This window comes from Actinoalloteichus hymeniacidonis, assembly GCF_014203365.1.
GTDB lineage: Bacteria > Actinomycetota > Actinomycetes > Mycobacteriales > Pseudonocardiaceae > Actinoalloteichus_A > Actinoalloteichus_A hymeniacidonis.
Window position 1 is genome coordinate 3,839,658 of record NZ_JACHIS010000001.1, and the last position, 19,194, is coordinate 3,858,851.

Consider the following 19,194-nt stretch of genomic DNA (forward strand, 5'->3'; position numbering starts at 1 on the left):
CGGCTCGCGCGACCGGGAACCTCACCGGGCCCGAACGACCTCGTGCCCGCCCATGCCGGACGAATCGTCACCAGCGCGACGTGTCAGGCCGAGTCGAGGCTCAGCCGCCCGGCCGCATCTGGCGACGCCGGGCGATTCGGTCACCCGCCGGTCGCAGGGCACGTCGACGTAGGTCGCGGATGTTGCGTCGCGCCGCCCACTCCTGGGGGGTCACCTCGGTGATCCGCGAGCCGTTCAGGTCTGCGACGTCCTTGCCGCCGACCACCCACAGCCGGTCCTCGGTCAGCAGACCGACCGGCCCGTCCGCGACCTGGACGCCGGGCAGTTCCGAGGCCAATGTCCCGTCCGAGGGCAGTTCCGCCACGGCGGGCACGGGTTCGTCGAGGACCCGATGGGCGAGCTTCTCCGCCACCGAACGTCGTTCGATGCGTACCCGGGTTCCATCGATCACCAGCTCCACCGTTCGGTCGGGAGCCGGCACCGCGTAACCGTCCAGCACTGCTGCGGCCCGACGCGCATCGCGACAGCCGTTCGCCGCGACCACATCGAGACCGAAGTGCGCGATGTCGGTGGGGACCGAGCCCGTCGTGGCCCGCAGGACGTCGAAGGGCACCCGGCCGCATGGATCCTCCGACGGTACCGGCGCGTGCCCCCCATGCGATCGCACCAGACCCGGACCCTCTCGCCACGGGCCCTCGATCAACAGCCGTTCGTAGGGCGCGTAGCGGAAATCGCGGTCCCAGAAGGTGAGGCTGGTGCCTCCCTCGGTCTGGTGGGCGATCACGAAGCTCTGTAGCGCGTCCACCCACATCAGGTCCGCGCTGAAGGCGTCGACCACCGAGAACGTCCGAGGCTCCTCGGTGGAGTCCACAGGCTGGAAGCCGTTCTGGCCGAGCGCTTCCAGGCCATCGGTGAACAGCGGGTCCCTCGCACGCAGAACGAACTGACCGGCCCCGTTCCACCCTGCGGCCGCGCCGGTGGTGTCGGTGAACATCAGGTAGAACCAGTCGTCCAGGAACACGGCGGCGGGTTGGCCCGCACCGTAGGCGTTCTCCCGCTCCTCGTCGTAGGACGCGGAGACCACCGGGTGTCCCTCGCCGAGCCGATTCCAGGTGATCCCGTCGGAGCTGTGCGCCACTCCGACGCCGTTGCCGTCGTTGTGATCCCCCGCCGCTCCCGTGTAGTAGAGGTAGTAGGAGTCCTCGACCTTGAGTACCGAGGGATCACAGGTGTGCATCCCGTCGAAGGAGCCGGGCTCGCCGGTGAAGACGGCGACCGCCGGGGAACCGTCGGCGGCCGTGTACGGCCCACCCGGCGCGGTGGCCTCCGCGTACAGCACGTCGTCGCCGGGAGGTCCCATGCCGGGCAGCTGGCTGCACCAGTACGCCCGGTATCGACCGTCGTCGAGCAGCACGGTGGGTCCGTAGTTGTAGGGGGCGCGGTGATCGCCCGCGAGCACCGGGGTGTCGTTGCCGCGCACCGCGTCGACCGCTAGTTGCAACGGCTCCGGTGGTGGGCCCGCGTCCGACCCGTCCTCGTCCGGCAACGCCAGGACATCCACCGAGTCGGATCCACCGTCCTCGCGGTCCGCGCCCTGCGCTCCGGTGCAGGCCGCCACCGTCACGAGGACGAGCAGTACTGCCCAAAGCCGCAGGATACGGCGATAGCCGGTTCCGGGACGCGTCACCACACGACCACCGACAGCGGACCACGCACCGTGGTTGACCCCTCCATGAGAGCACCGGACCCGGTGCCGCCTGAGACCCCGGAGCACCCACCGGGGATCCGCATCAGTGTAGGGATCACGGCATGGGCGGCGCAGTCGAGCCGGGAGAGCCACCCCATCCGGTCTGCGGCCGGGGACTCGCCGAGAGAGAACCAGGAGGAATAAGACACAAGGCCACAGAAAAGGCGACAATCGACCGAGAAAGGACACCGCGCAGCGCGAATCGCTTCATCCCGCGTTTAGCCATGGTAAAGAAAGACGACCTCCGACGGTCATATCTCTCGGCAAAGCAAAGATGCTTCTCCGTACCGAAGTCGAGTAGCAGTACGCACTCTCCCACCGTGGTTATACTCCCCGAATGAATTACCCCGGCCAGCAGAACAGGCCTGGCGAGCAGCATCCCCAGTACCCGATCGCGCCGCCGCATCCACAGAATTCCGGTCAACCGCCCGCCATGCCGCCGAACACCGGCGCTCCCGGCCAAGGACAGCACGGCGGGCCCGGTCAGTACGGCGGCCCCGTGGCCCCAGGAACGGCCTACCCGACGGGACAACATCAACAGCCGGGCACGCCGACCCCGCCTGCGGGAAAGCAGCGCTACACGCGTTTCAACGCGCTCCCCTCGGCGTTGGTCGTGGTGGGGACGATCGTCGCCGCGATCGGAGTGGCGGCGCTGGACTGGGCCCGGGGCGAACCGCTGTTGAGGGTGCATGAGCTCTACCGCACGGCGCTCGACCAGGGAATCCTCTCGGGTGCCTGGGGCAACCACCTCATGGTCTGGTATTTCGGCTGGGGCGCTCTCGTGCTGGTCGGGCTGCAGGGCCTCTACGGCGCCACCTGGACCATGGGCGGCGTCAGAGGCAAGGTCGGCACCTGGATCATCCTGTGCAACTCTGGCAAACAGCTCGCCCAGGGGCGAATCGCCGGATCCAACACGACAGCTGCGGTGACCGCGTTCGCCATTACCGTCATCCACGGCCTGTACATCTACCGGCTGTTCGATGGCGACTTCGCGGCAGCCGAAATCGGATGCTGGGTCACGCTGCTCGGTAGCTGCCTGGTCACTGTCGGAGCGGGAATAGGGCCACGGCTACCACAGCGAACCCCAGCGCAGGCTCCACCCAGGTATTGATCGATCGCAATCCGGTGGGTGCCCTCTTATCCGACAAGGCGTTGCGAATAGTGCAACGATCCTGGTTCGAATATCGCCGGATGCGTGAATCCAAGCACTATCCACAGCGAATCGGGGAATCATCGCGGCCAGCCGATTAAGGAAACCGCATGCGGCAGGCCACCCGCATCCATATTCGCCCGTGGGTTCCGTGAATCCGCGCTCGGCCCGGGTCTGCCGGGGTGGGGCGGGCCATCATGTCCGTCCATCGTGATGGCCCACCCGGCCTCGGTCGAGCCCGTCGCGTGGATGTCCCAAGCGTCACGAGTCACGGCCGCGATCTGGCGAACGACGCGGGTCAGGATCCACCGTGTTGCGACAACCAACGCAGCGCCAACGGATACCCGGCGACCCCGAGCCCGACGATGACCCCGCTGGCCAAGGCGGAGAGATAGCTGTGGGAGCGGAACTCTTCCCGCTGATGGACGTTGGAGATGTGCACCTCCACCCACGGAGCGGTGAGTTGCGCGCACGCATCCCGGATCGCGATGGAGTAATGCGTCCACGCCGCGGCGTTGAGCACGATGGGCAGCTTCTCGTCAGCGGCCTCGTGAAGCCAGCCGATCATCCGACCCTCGTCGTCGGTCTGTCGGACGGTGACCGACATGCCCAGCTCGTCGCCGGTCGCCTCGCACAACGCCACCAGGTCGGCGTGGGTGGTCGATCCGTAGACCTCGGGCTCCCGGAGTCCGAGCCTGCCCAGGTTGGGCCCGTTGAGCACCAATGCCCTCACAGCAGGATCCCTCCGTTCGGTCGAGTGGGCTCGCCACTGATCGCCGAGTAGGCAGCGGCCAGCAACGACGGATCGGGCCCCTCCAGCCTCCCCGGCTTGCCGATGCCGTCCAGCACGACGAACCGCAGGACGCCCGATCGGGTCTTCTTGTCCCGCCGCATCGACTCGACCAAGGACGACAGCGCGTCGGGGTCATAGGACGTCGGCAGGCTCAACGCGGCGAGGACCCGCCGGTGCCGCTCGACGTCCGCATCGTCCAATCGGCCCGCCAACCTGGCCAGTTCGGCCGCGAACATCATGCCGACCGCCACGGCTGCGCCGTGCCGCCAGCGGTAGCGCTCCCGGCGTTCCACCGCGTGGCCGAGAGTGTGCCCGTAGTTCAAGATCTCTCGCAGACTCGATTCCCGCAGATCGGCCGCCACGACATCGGCCTTCACCTGGATCGCTCGGCGCACCAGCTCGGCCAGCACCGGTCCGGTGGGATCGGTGGCCGCCTCGGCATCCTCCTCGACCCGCTCCAGGATCACCGGGTCCGCGATGAAACCGGCCTTGACGACCTCGGCCATCCCCGCGAGCAACTCGTTACGCGGCAACGTCTCCAAGGTGGCGAGATCGACCAGCACGGCCGCAGGCTCGTGGAAGACGCCCACCAGGTTCTTGCCCGCGTCGGTGTTGATCCCGGCCTTGCCACCGACTGCGGCGTCGACCATCGCCAACAACGTGGACGGCACGTGCACCACCCGGACGCCGCGCATCCAGGTCCCGGCGACGAAGCCCGCGAGATCGGTGACCGCTCCCCCACCCACGGAGACGACGACGCCGTCCCGGTCCATTCCGATCTTTCCGAGCACGTCCCAGCAGAACCCGGCCACCGCCAGACTCTTGCCGTCCTCGGCGTCGGGAATCTCCACCCGGTGGGCGTCCAGGCCTGCGTCGACGAGTTCGGTCCGCAACGACTCGGCCGTGGTGGTCAAGGTCGGCTGGTGCATGATCGCCACGGACGACGCGGTGCGCAGCGTCTCCACGAGTTCGCCGAGCAAACCTCTGCCGATCACCACCTCGTAGGGGCGCTCGGTGGCGACGCGAACTCGTATCGGGTCTGACATTGCGCTCCTCAGCACGGTCGTCGGTCGGTTGCAGATGCGGCAGGCCCGGCGGCCGGGGTGGCACGCCCGCACCACAGGTCCGTCAGCTCGTTCGTCCGACCGACACCGGGACAGAAGGGCCACCCGGCCGCTCTCGGAGCCCGGCACGGAAGGAAGCACCGGGCCGCCATCCGATGCCAGCATTCCACCACCGGCGGATTGCGCTGCGGGCCCCAGGGTCAGCCGTTGATGTGCAGCGTGTTCACGGCCAGCCGATAGGCGGGTAGCCCGGACTCGAACTCGGCGAGATCGAGTCCGGTGAGGGTCACGATGATCGGCTGTGCCTCGGTGTCCACCGCCAGCGCCAGTTCCTGGCGTTGCCACTCCCCCGCCCGGAACAACGACACCTCCACGGCGGGCGTGCCATCGACGACGACGTCCCGGAATTCGGGGACGCCCTCGACCGCCTCGCTCGCATAGGCCTCGAGGGCCGTGGTCGCATCCGAGGCCGGGTCCTGCGAGGTGTTCACCCGGATCGAACCGAACACCCCGGCATGCCTGCCGTGCAGCTCGCACAACGGAACCAGCCCGTGCATCACGATGTCGAGGTCGGTCACGTCCATGACCTCCCAGTCCGCGGCCGCGCTCAGACTGACGGGTAACGGACACGGGCCGTCCGGCGAGCCGACGGTCACCCCGCTCTGGGCGACCTCGCCGGGTGGGGCGGGCGCGCCCGGAGCTCCCGGGTTCGAGCCGGGCGGGTCGTCCGCGATGTGCGAGGGGTCGGGCTCTGCGGAGCCGCCCGGTTGGACATCGGCGGATTCGGTGGTAGTGCCCTCGGAGGCCTCGCCATCCCCGGTCGAGGGGCCGCTCGGCGGAGCGGCCCCGTCGCCGTCGGCGGGCCCGGTAGTGCACCCCGCAAGCACTGCGACGCCGAGGACCAGCGAGAGCACGGCGGAGGTCGAGAGACGGATAACCCGGTTCATGGCATCTCTTCTCGATCGGCCCGCCCGGCTGGCAGGCGTTGCCATCTCGACGTCCACCGGCGGGTTCAGGTTGCCTGCGCCGCTGGATTCACCCGTTTCGCCACTCAGACGGTGCCGGGCTCGGCCGGACCCGCGTCAGTGGACCCGCTCGCCGCATCCCCGCTGTCGAGCGCGGCGAGTTCGGTGAGCACCGCGACCGCGACCTCGTCGGCGCTCTGTCGATCCGTGATGACCTCCAGGCTCGCGACCTCGCGATACAACGGGAGTCGAGCGTCCAGCAAGGCCTTGAAGGTCGCCCTGGGGTTGATCCCCGCCAACAGCGGGCGGTTGGAGGAGAGACCGGTCCGCCGAACACCCTCGGCCATCCCGACGTTGAGGAAGACCACGGTGTGCTCCCGCAGTAAGGACCTGGTCTCATCGGCCAGCACCGCTCCGCCGCCCAGCGCGAGGACCCCGCGATGCTCGACGAGGCTGCGACGCACCGTGTCGCGTTCCCACTTGCGGAAGACGTCCTCGCCCTGCCCGGTGAAGATCTCGGCGACGGTCCGGCCCGCCTGCCGCTCGATCTCGTCGTCGACATCGAGGAAGCCGAGGCCCAAGCGCCCGGCCAGCAGTCGTCCGGTGGTGGACTTACCCGCTCCCGGCGGACCCACCAGCACGATCGGCGTCGAGCCGCTCATCGGCGCTCCTCCAACTCCCGCAGGTATGCCTGGGCATTGCGTCGTGTCTCGGCGACCGAGTCGCCGCCGAACTTCTCCAAGACCGCGTCCGCCAGCACGAGCGCGACCACGGATTCGACGACCACCCCTGCCCTGGGCACCGCGCAGATGTCGGACCGCTGATGGATGGCCACCGCCGGTTCGCCGGTGACGACGTCCATGGTCGCCAGCGCCCTGGGCACCGTGGAGATCGGCTTCATCGCGACCCGGACCCGCAGCGGCTCGCCGTTGGTCATACCGCCTTCCAGACCACCCGCGCGATTGCTGCGCCTGCGCACCCAGTTCGGGCCGTCGGCGGGGTCGATCTCGTCGTGTGCGGCGCTGCCGCGACGCCGGGCGGTGGTGAACCCGTCGCCGATCTCGACGCCCTTCATCGCCTGGACCCCCATCAGCGCGCCCGCCAGGCGGGCGTCGAGGCGCCGGTCCCAGTGCACATGGGAGCCGAGCCCCGGCGGAAGTCCGTAGGCGAGCACCTCGATGACGCCGCCGAGGGTGTCGCCGTCCTTCTTCGCCGCCTCGACCTCGGCCATCATCGCCTCGCCCGCAGCCGGGTCGAAACAACGCACCGGGTGCTCGTCGATCGCGGCCAGATCGCCGAACTCCGGCAGTGGATGTCCCTGCGAGGCCGCCTCACCGATGGACACCACGTGGCTGAGAACCCGCACCCCGAGCACCTGCTCCAGGAATCGGGCCGCGACCGTGCCCAGCACCGTGCGGGCCGCCGTCTCCCGAGCACTGGCGCGCTCCAACACCGGCCGTGCCTCGTCGAACCCGTACTTCTGCATTCCCGCCAGGTCCGCATGTCCGGGCCGGGGCCTGGTCAGCGGTTCGTTGCGCGCCGAGCCCTCGAGCTCCGAGGGGTCGACGGGGTCGGCCGCCATGACCTTCTGCCACTTGGGCCACTCGGTGTTGCCGATCCGGACCGCGACGGGGCCGCCCTGGGTTGTCCCATGCCGGATGCCACCGATGACCTCGAGGTCGTCCACCTCGAAGGCCATCCGAGGGCTCCTGCCGAAGCCGAGCCTGCGGCGCTCCAACTGTGTGGTCATGTCGGCGGTCGTCACCTCGACGCCTGCCACCATGCCTTCCATCACCGCGACCAGCGCGGGCCCGTGCGACTCACCTGCGGTCATCCAACGCAACACCGGGCGATCCTCCCACGTCGCATCGGTCGTTCCCCTCCCGGGAGCGGCCCGACCACCGCCGACGCGCACCGCCCGGGATCCTCGTCTCGACAGCAAGAGGGGCGCCCCGCCGGTCACGGTTGGAAGGTCACGAGAAGCCAGGCGGGAATCAGCATGCTCGGACCGTGCGGTATCGAGACGCGGCCGCCCCGACGCAGCGCGACGGCAAGCCCCAGCAGACCGGTCAGCAGCGGCGTGATCACCGCCGCCAGCAGCCAACTCGCCCAGGACACCGAGGCCAGGATCATCCCGACCACCATCGCCAGCTTGACGTCGCCCGCGCCCAACGCCCTCGGACTCGCGAGGTGCACCGACGCATAGAGCGCGGCCAAGCCGAGCCCGCCGAGCACGGCACGGATCAGGACACCGCCATCGGCCGCCGCCCAAGCGGCGAAGATCAGCAGCAACGCCAGTATCGGCGGTGCCCGCAGCGTCAGCAGGTCCGGCAGGCGTCGATGAGCGAGGTCCGTCGCGGCGGCGAGCACCGTCAACAGCCCCGCAGCACACGAGACCGCCAACCAGCCGACCGGCAACGCCCCCGAGGAGACGCGCAGCGCAGCGACCGTCCACAACAGACCCGCCAACGCCGCACAGCCGTACACCGGCACGGGAGCGGGCACCCGGAGTCGACCGAGCAGGCGTGCCCCCGCCCCGCCGAGAAGGAAACCGACCACAGCGGCGAGCAGGGTGAGAGCCACCGGGAACCACGCTTCGTTGATCATGGGAACCAGGCTGCCGATCGACCTCGGCGCGGCGCATCACTCGGCCGGGTAACACCGCAGGAAGATCGGGTGATCAAGGCCGACAGGCGAACAGCTCCTCGCCGGTGGCCACCGGCCCGTCGGCATGCAACTCCAGCAGCGACTCCGGCGCGGCGTCCAGCGCGATCACCGGACACACCGTGGCCAGGCCCTCGCCTCGAATGGCCGTCGGGCTCCAGTCGATCAGCTTCTGTCCTGCCTGCACCGTGTCGCCCTTGGCTGCGTGCAGGGTGAAACCCGCGCCCTTGAGTCGCACGGTGTCGATGCCCAGGTGGACCAGGATCGAGACGCCCGTCGGCGCGGTGACGACGAAGGCGTGCGGATGCAGGGCCGCGATGACACCACCGATGGGCGCGACGGCCGTCGACGCCTCCTCGTCCTCCGGTTCCACGGCGATACCGGGGCCGACCACGGCCTGCGCGAAGACCTCGTCCGGTACCTCGGTCAAGGACACCACCCGGCCGTTCACCGGTGACAGGACCGAGGTGCGCACCGACTCGTCGGAGGTGGTCTCCGTCGATGCGTTCATCGCAGATCCTCGATGTCACTGGCGATGTTGTCGGCATCCGGGCCGACCACGATCTGCACGGCATCGCCGGAACGCAGCACGCCGTGCACGCCGATCTTCCGCAGGGCGGTCTCGTCGACCAGATCCGCGTTCGACAGCTCGCAGCGGAGTCTGGTGATGCACGGTTCGATCTCGATGATGTTGTCGCTTCCGCCGATTGCGGCCAGAATCCCGGCGGCCTTGTCCTGACTCACGTCGTCGTCCTCCTCGTTCGCACCCGGCGCCATTGCCCAGCGACACCGAGAGCGGTCTTCGGCACGGGAAACCCCGCTGCCGCCGAGACTCGCTCGTGACCTCACGAATGGTTGACACCCGAGATCGCGGCGAGCATTCTCCACGGCTAAGTGGTCTGGACCGGACAGTACCAATCCACCCTGGCCGCAGGCGAGAAGTTCGTACCGATCGGCAGCTGCCGACAACACCAGGACGGGGGCTCGCTCGATGGCCGAGCATGGCGAGAGACCCGCACGGCGCGATCCGCGCCGACGCCTCGCCGCGGGCCCGACCCCGAAACACGTCCAACTCGGCGCCATCCTGCGTGATCTGGTCGAACACGAACTGCCGCCGGATTCCGCGGTCCCCTCGGAACGCGAACTGGCCGAGCGATTCGGCGTCTCCCGGCTCACGGTGCGGGAGGCCATCGGCAGGCTGGTCGCGGCGGGTCTGCTGACCCGGATCCGGGGGAAGGGGACCTTCACCGCGCGTCCTCGGCTGGAGACACCGCCGCTGACCTCGTTCACCCAGGAGATCGAGCGGCATGGCATGACCGTCACCAGCATGGTGTTGACCTGCGGCGAGGAGGTTCCGACCGCGAGCACCTCGACGACACTGGGGCTGGCCCCTGGTGAACCCGCCTACCGGGTCTGCCGAGTGCGGATGGCCGACGGAACCCCGCTGGCCTTGGAACACGGCTGGTTCAGCCCGAAACGGGTGCCCGGCCTGCTCGACCACGACCTGACCGGATCGCTGTACAACCTGCTCGCCCAGAACTACGGGGTCCTGCTCGATCACGGGCGGCAGACCGTGTGGGCGGCCGAGGCGGACGTCTCGACCGCGCGATTGCTCAAGGTGCGGACCTCCAGCCCGCTCCTCGTCTTCCGCCGTGTCTCGTCGGCGGGAGAGCATCCGGTCGAGGACACCACGTCCTGGTACCGGGGCGACAAGTACCAGTTGACGATGCCGTTGGACCGACCCGGCACAACCGGGGGTCCGCACCATCCTGCGCAAGGAGGAACCCATGAGCGCTGACGCCTCTACGGCGGCACGCGGTCGCAACAGTAAAGGATTCGCCCTGGCACAACGGTTCGGCCGCAGCCTCATGCTGCCGATCGCGGTGCTTCCGGCAGCAGCGCTGCTGTCCAGATTGGGCTATATCGATGGTTCCGGCGCGGGGCAGGGTGAGCTGATCGCCGCCATCCCCGGTGACTTCTTCGACCGCGCGGCGCAGGTCGTCGGCCAGGGTGGCGACGCGCTGTTCCAGTACCTACCGCTGCTGTTCGCCGTGGGTGTCGCGATCGGCATGGCGCGCAAGGCCGACGGTTCCACCGCCCTGTCGGCCGTGGTCGGCTATCTGGTGCTCCACAATGTCCTGTGGGCGATGCTCGGTGAGGAACTGACCGAGGGCAAGAACTTCAACAACGGCCCGTACGGCGTGTTGGGCGGCATCGTCTCCGGTTTGATAGCCGCCTATCTATGGCAGCGATATCACCGGATCAAGCTGCCGACCTACCTCGGCTTCTTCGGCGGGCGTCGTTTCGTACCGATGATCACCGCGTTCGTGATGATCATCGTCGGCGTGGTGATGGGCCTGATCTTCACCGGGTTCAACGCGGGCCTCACCTGGGTCGGTGACGCGGTGGCCAGTTCCACGGTGTTCGGCGCGGGCGTCTACGGCGTGTTGAACCGCTTCCTGCTGCCCTTCGGTCTGCACCACATCCTCAACTCGGTGGTGTGGTTCCTGTTCGGGGACTACGACGGAGTCACCGGCGACCTCAACCGGTTCTTCGCAGGCGACCCCGCAGCGGGCACCTTCATGACGGGCTTCTTCCCGATCTTCATGTTCGCGCTGCCCGCGGCGGCCCTGGCGATCTACCACACCGCCAAGCCGCACAAGAAGAAGATGGTCGGCGGTCTGGTCTTCGCGGGAGCCCTGGCCTCCTTCCTCACCGGCGTCACCGAACCGTTGGAGTACGCGTTCATCTTCGTGGCGTGGCCGCTACTGGTGGTGCACGCCCTGCTGACCGGTCTTTCACACGCCGTCACCAACGCCTTGGGCGTGCATCACGGTTTCGGCTTCTCGGCAGGCGCGATCGACTACGTCCTGAACTGGGGTCTGGCCACCGCCCCTTGGTTGATCATCCCGATCGGTCTGGTCTTCGCGGCGATCTACTACTTCGTCTTCCGCTGGGTGATCACCAAGTGGAACCTGGCGACGCCGGGTCGGGAGGACGACGAGGACGACGAGGGCGGCAGTGCCGCTGCGCCCGCAGCAGCCGAGCCGGTGACGGTGGCATCCACCCCGGAGAGCGGCGCGACGTCGACCGAGACGAAGTCCGCAGAAACCACGTCCGCCAAGGAGTCCACCAGCCCGGCGAGCAAGCCCTCGGCAGAGACGAAGGAGTGATCACGAGGATGGCGGAACGACGAGTGACGGTGGCGAGCGTTGTCGGCCTCCACGCCCGGCCCGCAGCCCGACTGGCCAAGGCGGCCGCCGCCGCGAAGCCGCTGACGGTCACCATCCGCAAGGGCGACGGCCCCGAGGTCGCCGCGGCCAGCGTGCTCGGTTTGATGACCCTCGGAGCCATGCACGGCGACGAGGTGGTGCTCGCCGCCGAAGGAGAAGGCGCCGAGGCCGTGCTCGATGATCTGGCCGCGTTGGTCGCCGCACAGGCCGACCACGAGTGAACGACGGCCGCCGACCTCAGCGGAGGTCGGCGGCCCGCTCGACGTGGGTTCCCGTGACCGATGCTCGAGGCTCAGCTCAACGGCAGCGGCACCGCGCCGCCGGTGGCCGCGCTCAGCGCATCGCGCATGTCTCGCCTGGGCGCGGGCCGGCCGGTGAACAGCTCGACCTGGCCGAACGCCTGGTGCAGCAGCATGTCCAGGCCGGTGGCCATCCGGCCGTCCGCCGCCGCGACCGCCTCGGCGAGCGGGGTCGGCCAGGGGTGGTACACGGCGTCCAACACACAGGGCGCGGCGGCGAGCGTGTCGGCCAACGAATCCGCGACGCCTGCGGGCACCGTGGAGATCAGTACCGCCGAGGATGCCGCGGCGGCCGCCAACTCCGGTTCGGACAGACCCACGATCTGCACCGACACGCCCGATCGCTCTGCGGCGGCCAGTGTCTCCGCCGCGCGGGCCGCAGAGCGCACTGCCAGCCGCACCGAGGTGACACCGAGATCCGCGAGCGCCACCATGGCCGCCGCTGCGGTGCCGCCCGCGCCGAGAACCAGTGCCGTATCCGCCGGGTCGGGCCGGTAGCCCGCCGCGACACGGAGCGCACCGGTGATGCCCTCGACGTCGGTGCAGTCGGCCCGCCAACCGCCGTCGGGCAGCGGGACCAGGGTGTTCGCCGCGCCGACCGCTTCGGCGCGGTCGGTCACCACGTCGGCCATGGCCAGGGCGGCACGCTTGCCGGGCATGGTCACCGAGAGCCCGACCCATTCCGGGCCGAGGTCGGCGACCAGCGCGGGCAGCGTCTCGGCGTCGCACTCGACACGGTCATAGCGCCAGTCGGACAACCCGAGCGCCCGGTAGGCGGCACCGTGCAATACCGGCGAGAGCGAGTGCGCCACCGGCGAACCGAGCACCGCCGCGCGGCGGATAGTCGTCTCATTCATCAGGACGCCCCCTGTCGGGCAGGCGAGATCTCGATTCCGATCGAGCCGAAGTCATCCGGCCATTGTGTTCGGCTGGCGAGCCTACTCACCACACGCCTCGTTCCTGAGCGTCGAGACGATCCGCGTCGTGTTCCTCGAACGTGTAGTTGAAACACGAGGTGCCGTCGGTCTCGCACTTGACGAAGTACATCCACTCCTCGTCCACGGGATTCGCCACCGCTTCCAGGGCCGGAGTGTGCGGGGAGGAGACGGGAGTGGGTGGCAGGCCATGCCGCATGTAGGTGTTGTAGGGGTTGTCGATCAACCGAACATCGCGGTCGGTGCGGATGGATCCGGTGCCCGCGAAGTAGTTGACCGTGGAGTCCAAGCGAAGCCGGTCATCGATCTGCAGTCGGTTCAGCAACACCGTCGCCACCGACGAGAAGTCGGATTCGATGCCCTCCTTCTCGACCAGCGACGCCAGGATCAGGAATTCGTACGGGGTGAATCCGGAGTCGTCCGAGATCCCCGGCATCCCCGCAGCCTCCAGACGAGCTGCCGAAACGGCCAGAACCTCGGCCAGCAGCTCCTCGGCGCTCCAGCTCGGGTTCAGATGGTAGAGACCGGGCGCGATCAAACCCTCCAGCCGACGGCGCGGCTCCGGAGCCGCTTGAACGCCGCTTGCCGCCCAGCTCGGGACATCCAGTTCCGCGAGGTCGGTGTTCTCCGCGACGTCCCACAACTCATCGATCGACACACACTGCTCAACACCATCGAGCTCCGCACAACTGGCCTCGGCAAGGATCGTGATGATCCCCTTCGACTGCACACTGCCATCCCCGGCCATCGTGTCGTGCAGCAACATCCCACCCTGCACATCGGCCTGCCCCAGACGAGCCTCCTCATCCAGGATCCGATTCAACGCCGCCTCACCCGACATCTCACTACGCAACAGGTAGAAACCCGGCTGGATACCCGTCGCCGCAGGATTACTCTCAGCAGCCGAGGTGAAGGCCCGGCCACTGGCGATGACGCCTTCGTCGGCCATCGTCTGGGCGATCTGGCCCAGACTGGCTCCGTCGGCGACCTCGATGACAACGCTGCCGGTGCCCTCACCCGCGTAGTCGTCGTACCCGCCGATTCCGGTGAACTGCCGAATGCCGTAGACCGCCCCTGCGGCGACCAGCCCCAACATCACCGCCCCAGCGATCAGAGTGATCACGCGCCGACGACGTCGGGTGTGCGCCTTATCGCGGAGCACAGGCGTGCGGCTCGTCCGACCGGGTTCGTCGGTCTCCTGGTCGACCATTCCGAGGTTGTCACCCACTGGGAGCCCCCTGAATTCAATGCCGCTGGCCAGCCCGCGACCGCTGCACGCACCCGAGGAGAAGGCGGTGGCGGACTCCCCCGACGTCAACGGGAGGGCTCAGCCTAGCGACCAGCATGGAATGGTTCATCGACCGCCAACGCACACTCATCGGGCCCCCGGTTGCTCCGCGCGATGCAGCAGGCGCACCCGTGCCGAGGATCCACCCGGTGCGTCGATACGAATACGAATCGGCGGCGCCGGTATATCCAGGGGAAGGCCGTCGGTCCCATGGGGCGATTCCACGAATGGAGTCGCCCCACGAGTCCGACCGGCCGGGTTAGCTCTTTACCAGACGTCCCTGGCCTGCGCGTCCGCGACGTCGGCCTGGTGCTCCTCATAGGTGAGGTTGAAGCAGGAGGTGCCGTCGGTCTCGCACTTGACGAAGTACATCCACTCCTCGTCCGTCGGGCTCGCGGTCCCCTGCAGGGCAGGAGTGTGCGGCGAGGAGACGGGAGTCGGCGGCAGGCCATACCGCACGTAGGTGTTGTACGGGTTGTCGATCGCCCGCACGTTGCCCTCGGTACGGATGGATCCGGTGCCCGCGAAGTAGTTGACCGTGGAGTCCAACTGGAGCCGCTCGTCGACCCGCAACCGGTTGAACAGCACCGTCGCGATCGAGGGGAAGTCGGACTGGATGCCCTCCTTCTCGACCAGCGACGCCACGATCAGGAATTCGTACGGGGTGAATCCGGAGTCGTCCGAGATCCCCGGCATCCCCGCAGCCTGCAGGCGGGTGGCCGAGGTGCTGAGGACGTTGGCCATCAACTCCTCCGCGCTCCAGCTCGGGTTCAGGTGGTAGAGACCGGGCGCGATCAGGCCCTCCAGCCTGCGCCTGGGTTCCGGGGCGGCCTCGGCGCCGTCGAAGGCCCAGCTGGGTACGCCGAGCTCGGCGAGGTCGGCGTTCTCCGCGACGTCCCACAACTCATCGACCGACACACACTGCTCAACACCATCGAGCTCCGCACAACTGGCCTCGGCAAGGATCGTGATGATCCCCTTCGACTGCACACTGCCATCCCCGGCCATCGTGTCGTGCAGCAACATCCCACCCTGCACATCGGCCTGCCCCAGACGAGCCTCCTCATCCAGGATCCGATTCAACGCCGCCTCACCCGACATCTCACTACGCAACAGGTAGAAACCCGGCTGGATACCCGTCGCCGCAGGATTACTCTCAGCAGCCGTCGTGAATGCCCGAGCACTGGCGATCACACCCTCATCGGACATCGACTGGGCAATCTGACCGAGACTGGCACCATCCGCCACCTCGATCACCACACTGCCCGAACCCTCACCCTCGAAATCCTCGTAACCGCCGATGCTCATGATCTGTCTGATGCCGTAGACGGCGCCTGCGGCGACGACCATCAGCATCACCGCGCCACCGATCAAGACGATCATGCGCTTACGTCGCCGGGCGGCCGGATCCTGAGTCGTCTCCTCCTTACGAGAGGACTTCGATCTCTTGCCGCCGGACTCCTCGTCGAACAGTCCGAGGTCGTGGTCGTCACTCACGGGGCTCCTCCTGAGTCCGCCGCTGCTGCACGGTCCGCGCGGCCGACCTGACGTCCAGCCAGGTCTGCAGGATCTCGACGGCCGCCGCCTGGTCCACCACAGCACGCTGCCGTTTTCCTCGGACACCGCGTTCGGCGAGCACTCGGGTGGCTGTGACCGTCGTCAGTCTCTCGTCGGAGAGTCGAACCGGCACCGGAGCGACCCGCGCCGAGAGGACTGCGGCATAGGCCTCGGCGGTCTGTGCCGCGACGCCGTGTCGGGCCGCCAACGTACGAGGCAGTCCTACGACCACCTCGACCACCTCGTGCTCGGCGACGAGGCGCTGGAGCTCGTCGAGATCCCGATCATCGCGTTCATCACGGGACAAGGTACCGAGGGGGGTGGCGAGTATCGCGGCGGGATCACTGATCGACACGCCGACTCGAACGGATCCGACGTCCACCCCGAGGCGACGCCCGGCACCGGGATCGTCGGCGCCGGGCCGGTCGGGACCCGAACCGGCGTCCCGACCGACCTTCTTCGGCTTCTTGGCCCGGCTCACCGGCCCGCCGTCGCGGCGGCCAGCTCCCGCTGGAGTGCGGCGATGGCCTCGGGCACGCCCGCCGGGTTCGTCCCGCCGCCCTGCGCCATGTCCGGCTTCCCGCCGCCTCGGGCGGCGATGGCGGGTGCGAAGGAGGGCACCAGCTTTCCGGCGGCCAGTCCCTGCTCGCGCGCGGCCGCGTTCAGCGTGACCAGGAAGGCGACCTTGCCCGCCGCCTCATCAGCCGAGAAGAGTGCGACGACTCCGGGCCGCTCCCCCAGCCGGGTGCGAACGTCCATGGCCAGGGTGCGGAGGTCTCCACCGCCGACGCCTGCGGGCAACGCAGCAGCGACCACGGCGAGCCCACCGACGTCCGTCGCGCTGTCTGCGATGGCGCCCGCCGAGGACAACAGCGCGGCGGCCCGAACCTTCTCCAGCTCCTTCTCCGCGATCCGCAGCCGCTCCACCAGGTTCTCCACCCGGGCGGGCACCTCATGATCGGGCACCTTCAGCAGACCCGCGATGTTCTGGACCAGCGCCCGTTCCTTGGCGAGGTAGCGGAATGCCTCGATGCCGACGTAGGCCTCGATGCGTCGCACGCCGGAGCCGACCGAGGACTCGCCCAGCAGTGTGATGGGCCCGATCTGCGAGGAGTGTTCGACGTGGGTGCCACCGCAGAGCTCCCGCGACCACGGGCCGCCGATCTCCACGATGCGGACGGTCTCGTCGTAGGTCTCACCGAAGAGCGCGAGCGCGCCGAGCTCCCTGGCGCCCTCCATCGAGGTGTGTCGCACCGCCACCGGGAGATCCCGTCGCACCGCGAGGTTGGAGACATCCTCGATCTCGCTCCGGGTCTCCGAGGACAGTCCGCCCGGCCAGGCGAAGTCCAGCCGCAGGTAACCGGGCTTGTTGTAGGAACCGCTCTGCAGCGCGGACGGGCCGAGCACCTCACGCAGGGCGGCGTGCACGACGTGGGTTCCGGAGTGGCCCTGTCGGGCGCCGGTCCGCCATTCGGGGTCGACCTTGGCCAGCACCCCGGCGCCCTCGACCAACTCGCCCTGCAGCACCCGAACCTGGTGGACCCAGAGCTTGCGGGCGACCTTCTGCACGTCGAGCACCTCGGCGCGCACCGAGTCGCCCAGGATGCTGCCCGCATCGCTCTCCTGACCGCCCGACTCCGCATAGAGCGGACTGCGGTCGAGCACCACCTCGACGATGTCGCCCTCGCCCGCACTGCGGACCCGCTCGCCGTCGGCGACCAGGCCGCGGACCACCGACTCGCTCTCGAGCTGCTGGTAACCCACGAAGTCGGTGGCGCCCTGGTCGAGCAGCTCGCGGTAGACCGTCTTGTCGCCGTGTCCGGTCCGCTTGGCGGCGGCCGCCGACTTGGCCCTGGCCCGCTGCTCGGCCATCAGGGAGCGGAATCCGTCCTCATCGACCGAGAGACCCTGCTCGGCGGCCATCTCCAGGGTCAGGTCGATGGGGAATCCGTAGGTGTCGTGCAGCTGGAAGGCCTTGTCTCCGGGCACCACCAGGCCACCACCGGCCTTGGTCGCGGCGGCGGCGACGTCGAAGATCTTCGAACCACTGGTGAGGGTGGAGAGGAAGGTGTTCTCCTCTGCCTGCATCACCGACTCGATGCGGGCGTAGTCGGTGGCCAACTCGGGGTAGGCCGGGGACATGACGTCCCGGACGACCGAGGTGAACTCGCCGAGCACCGGCTCGTGCACACCGAGCAGCCGCGCGGAGCGGACGATGCGACGCAGCAGCCTGCGCAGCACGTAGCCCCTGGCCTCGTTGCCCGGCGTCACCCCGTCGGCGATCAGCATCACGCCGGAGCGCGCGTGGTCGGCGATCACCCGGAAGCGGACGTCGGCGACCGGGTCGGCGCCGTAGCGCTTACCGGAGAGCTCCTCGGCCTTCGCGATGACCGGTCGGACCAGGTCGGTCTCGTAGACGTTGTCCACGCCCTGCAGGAGGTACGCGACCCGCTCGACGCCCATGCCGGTGTCGATGTTCTTCGCGGGCAGCTCGCCCAGGATCGGATAGCCCTCCTTGGCGGGTCCCTCGCCTCGGATGTTCTGCATGAAGACGAGGTTCCAGATCTCCAGGTAGCGATCCTCGTCCACCTCCGGGCCGCCCTCACGGCCGTGTTCGGGGCCCCGGTCGTAGAAGATCTCCGAGCACGGTCCGCAGGGTCCGGGCACGGTCATCGACCAGTAGTTGTCGGCCATGCCACGCCGTTGGATGCGTTCCTCCGGCACTCCCGCGATCTTGCGCCACAGCAGGGCGGACTCGTCGTCATCGTGGTAGACGGTGGGCCACAGTCGATTGGGGTCGAAGCCGAAACCACCGTCGGACTGGCTGGAGGTCAACAGGTTCCAGGCGTGCTCGATCGCCTCGGCCTTGAAGTAGTCGCCGAACGAGAAGTTGCCCGCCATCTGGAAGAACGTGTTGTGCCGCGAGGTCTTGCCGACCTCGTCGATGTCGCCCGTGCGAACACACTTCTGGATGCTGGTGGCCCTCGGGTACGGCGCGCCTGCCTCACCGAGGAAGTAGGGCTTGAACGGAACCATTCCCGCGTTGACGAAGAGGAGGTTCGGATCGTCGAGCAGCAGCGACGCGCTGGGGACCACGGTGTGGCCCGCCCGCTCGAAATGAGAGAGGAAACGTTGGCGGATGTCGTGTGTCTGCACGGTGATCCCTTACTGAATCAGGTCTCGTCCTGGACGCGGCGACCGAAGCGGGCCTACCCGGGCGACGGCATGGCATCGGCGGCCGACCCCCATCGGGGGACGACACGAACACCCCCGTGGGCGCTCGATCACGCCTGTACAGCCGTTCATCTTCCCGGCCGCGCCTCGGCAGGGTCCGACGAGGTGGGCGAAACGGCCTTTCGGCCGACGTGCGGGCTGTCTCGGCGGGAGGGTCTACGACAAGCTCTCGGCGACGAGGAGTCGCGTCAGCCTCCCGCCCTCCGCGCTCGTCCACGCGAGCCGCGCGCCGCCTGCACCGGCGGCAGAGCGCCGGAGATCTCGG

The 19,194-nt window shown here is 68.6% G+C and carries 18 protein-coding genes; 4 read left to right on the forward strand and 14 right to left on the reverse strand.

Annotated elements, in window-relative coordinates; genetic code table 11:
- Nucleotides 1-100: 100 nt before the first annotated feature.
- Nucleotides 101-1,687 carry a glycoside hydrolase family protein gene (locus BKA25_RS15770; protein ID WP_184285093.1) on the reverse strand — a complete coding sequence of 529 codons (1,587 nt, stop codon included), beginning with the start codon at nucleotides 1,685-1,687 and terminating at the stop codon, nucleotides 101-103.
- A gap of 397 nt (nucleotides 1,688-2,084) precedes the next feature.
- On the opposite strand from BKA25_RS15770, the gene BKA25_RS15775 reads away from it, so the two are divergent.
- Nucleotides 2,085-2,858: a hypothetical protein gene (locus tag BKA25_RS15775; RefSeq protein WP_157421039.1), complete on the forward strand. Its 774-nt coding sequence runs from the start codon at nucleotides 2,085-2,087 to the stop codon at nucleotides 2,856-2,858.
- Between the two features lie 337 nt (nucleotides 2,859-3,195).
- Here BKA25_RS15775 and aroQ read toward each other — a convergent pair whose 3' ends face one another.
- The 8 genes from aroQ to BKA25_RS15815 all read right to left on the reverse strand — a co-directional run bounded on the left by aroQ (nucleotide 3,196) and on the right by BKA25_RS15815 (nucleotide 9,127).
- On the reverse strand, nucleotides 3,196-3,630 hold the full coding sequence (aroQ, locus tag BKA25_RS15780) for a type II 3-dehydroquinate dehydratase (protein ID WP_069848729.1): 435 nt from the start codon (nucleotides 3,628-3,630) through the stop codon (nucleotides 3,196-3,198).
- The gene (gene aroB, locus BKA25_RS15785; RefSeq protein ID WP_069848727.1) at nucleotides 3,627-4,736 is read right to left on the reverse strand and encodes a 3-dehydroquinate synthase; all 1,110 of its coding nucleotides are present in this window, start codon (nucleotides 4,734-4,736) and stop codon (nucleotides 3,627-3,629) included. The genes aroQ and aroB overlap by 4 nt, the downstream gene beginning before the upstream one ends.
- Nucleotides 4,737-4,954: 218 nt before the next feature.
- Entirely contained in the window at nucleotides 4,955-5,701 is a 747-nt protein-coding gene (locus BKA25_RS15790; protein ID WP_069848725.1) for a lipoprotein, read from the reverse strand.
- A gap of 104 nt (nucleotides 5,702-5,805) precedes the next feature.
- A complete protein-coding gene (locus BKA25_RS15795) occupies nucleotides 5,806-6,381 on the reverse strand; it encodes a shikimate kinase (protein WP_069848723.1) in 576 nt (191 codons plus the stop codon).
- Entirely contained in the window at nucleotides 6,378-7,565 is a 1,188-nt protein-coding gene (gene aroC / locus BKA25_RS15800; RefSeq protein WP_069853577.1) for a chorismate synthase, read from the reverse strand. The genes BKA25_RS15795 and aroC overlap by 4 nt, the downstream gene beginning before the upstream one ends.
- A gap of 113 nt (nucleotides 7,566-7,678) precedes the next feature.
- Entirely contained in the window at nucleotides 7,679-8,326 is a 648-nt protein-coding gene (locus BKA25_RS15805) for a prepilin peptidase (RefSeq protein WP_069848721.1), read from the reverse strand.
- Between the two features lie 73 nt (nucleotides 8,327-8,399).
- Complete coding sequence (locus tag BKA25_RS15810) at nucleotides 8,400-8,894, reverse strand: PTS sugar transporter subunit IIA (RefSeq protein ID WP_069848720.1); 495 nt, start codon at nucleotides 8,892-8,894, stop codon at nucleotides 8,400-8,402.
- The gene (locus BKA25_RS15815; RefSeq protein WP_069853576.1) at nucleotides 8,891-9,127 is read right to left on the reverse strand and encodes a PTS sugar transporter subunit IIB; all 237 of its coding nucleotides are present in this window, start codon (nucleotides 9,125-9,127) and stop codon (nucleotides 8,891-8,893) included. Before BKA25_RS15815 ends, BKA25_RS15810 begins: the two co-directional genes overlap by 4 nt.
- Before the next feature lie 247 nt (nucleotides 9,128-9,374).
- On the opposite strand from BKA25_RS15815, the gene BKA25_RS15820 reads away from it, so the two are divergent.
- The 3 genes from BKA25_RS15820 to BKA25_RS15830 are packed head-to-tail and all read left to right on the forward strand — an operon-like array spanning nucleotide 9,375 to nucleotide 11,837.
- On the forward strand, nucleotides 9,375-10,181 hold the full coding sequence (locus tag BKA25_RS15820) for a GntR family transcriptional regulator (protein ID WP_069848718.1): 807 nt from the start codon (nucleotides 9,375-9,377) through the stop codon (nucleotides 10,179-10,181).
- The gene (locus BKA25_RS15825) at nucleotides 10,171-11,556 is read left to right on the forward strand and encodes a PTS transporter subunit EIIC (protein WP_084642892.1); all 1,386 of its coding nucleotides are present in this window, start codon (nucleotides 10,171-10,173) and stop codon (nucleotides 11,554-11,556) included. Before BKA25_RS15820 ends, BKA25_RS15825 begins: the two co-directional genes overlap by 11 nt.
- Nucleotides 11,557-11,564: 8 nt before the next feature.
- Nucleotides 11,565-11,837 carry an HPr family phosphocarrier protein gene (locus tag BKA25_RS15830; protein ID WP_069853575.1) on the forward strand — a complete coding sequence of 91 codons (273 nt, stop codon included), beginning with the start codon at nucleotides 11,565-11,567 and terminating at the stop codon, nucleotides 11,835-11,837.
- Between the two features lie 71 nt (nucleotides 11,838-11,908).
- Here BKA25_RS15830 and BKA25_RS15835 read toward each other — a convergent pair whose 3' ends face one another.
- The 5 genes from BKA25_RS15835 to alaS form a co-directional block, all read right to left on the reverse strand.
- Nucleotides 11,909-12,772, reverse strand: coding sequence for a shikimate dehydrogenase (locus tag BKA25_RS15835; RefSeq protein ID WP_069848715.1), 864 nt, complete (start codon nucleotides 12,770-12,772; stop codon nucleotides 11,909-11,911).
- 85 nt (nucleotides 12,773-12,857) lie between these two features.
- Entirely contained in the window at nucleotides 12,858-14,078 is a 1,221-nt protein-coding gene (gene mltG / locus BKA25_RS15840; RefSeq protein ID WP_069848713.1) for an endolytic transglycosylase MltG, read from the reverse strand.
- A gap of 327 nt (nucleotides 14,079-14,405) precedes the next feature.
- A complete protein-coding gene (gene mltG, locus BKA25_RS15845; RefSeq protein WP_069848711.1) occupies nucleotides 14,406-15,635 on the reverse strand; it encodes an endolytic transglycosylase MltG in 1,230 nt (409 codons plus the stop codon).
- The gene (gene ruvX / locus BKA25_RS15850) at nucleotides 15,628-16,176 is read right to left on the reverse strand and encodes a Holliday junction resolvase RuvX (RefSeq protein ID WP_069848710.1); all 549 of its coding nucleotides are present in this window, start codon (nucleotides 16,174-16,176) and stop codon (nucleotides 15,628-15,630) included. The genes mltG (BKA25_RS15845) and ruvX overlap by 8 nt, the downstream gene beginning before the upstream one ends.
- Nucleotides 16,173-18,851 (reverse strand): alanine--tRNA ligase, encoded by a 2,679-nt coding sequence (gene alaS / locus BKA25_RS15855; protein WP_069848708.1) that lies wholly within the window; start codon nucleotides 18,849-18,851, stop codon nucleotides 16,173-16,175. The genes ruvX and alaS overlap by 4 nt, the downstream gene beginning before the upstream one ends.
- Nucleotides 18,852-19,194 lie beyond the last annotated feature (343 nt).

Coding starts and splice junctions, on each gene's coding strand:
- BKA25_RS15775 (WP_157421039.1), top strand. CDS start 2,085: ATGAATTACCCCGGCCAGCAGAACAGGCCTGGCGAGCAGCATCCCCAG.
- aroB (WP_069848727.1), bottom strand. CDS start 4,736: ATGTCAGACCCGATACGAGTTCGCGTCGCCACCGAGCGCCCCTACGAG.
- BKA25_RS15790 (WP_069848725.1), bottom strand. CDS start 5,701: ATGAACCGGGTTATCCGTCTCTCGACCTCCGCCGTGCTCTCGCTGGTC.
- BKA25_RS15795 (WP_069848723.1), bottom strand. CDS start 6,381: ATGAGCGGCTCGACGCCGATCGTGCTGGTGGGTCCGCCGGGAGCGGGT.
- BKA25_RS15805 (WP_069848721.1), bottom strand. CDS start 8,326: ATGATCAACGAAGCGTGGTTCCCGGTGGCTCTCACCCTGCTCGCCGCT.
- BKA25_RS15810 (WP_069848720.1), bottom strand. CDS start 8,894: ATGAACGCATCGACGGAGACCACCTCCGACGAGTCGGTGCGCACCTCG.
- BKA25_RS15820 (WP_069848718.1), top strand. CDS start 9,375: ATGGCCGAGCATGGCGAGAGACCCGCACGGCGCGATCCGCGCCGACGC.
- BKA25_RS15825 (WP_084642892.1), top strand. CDS start 10,171: ATGAGCGCTGACGCCTCTACGGCGGCACGCGGTCGCAACAGTAAAGGA.
- BKA25_RS15830 (WP_069853575.1), top strand. CDS start 11,565: ATGGCGGAACGACGAGTGACGGTGGCGAGCGTTGTCGGCCTCCACGCC.
- BKA25_RS15835 (WP_069848715.1), bottom strand. CDS start 12,772: ATGAATGAGACGACTATCCGCCGCGCGGCGGTGCTCGGTTCGCCGGTG.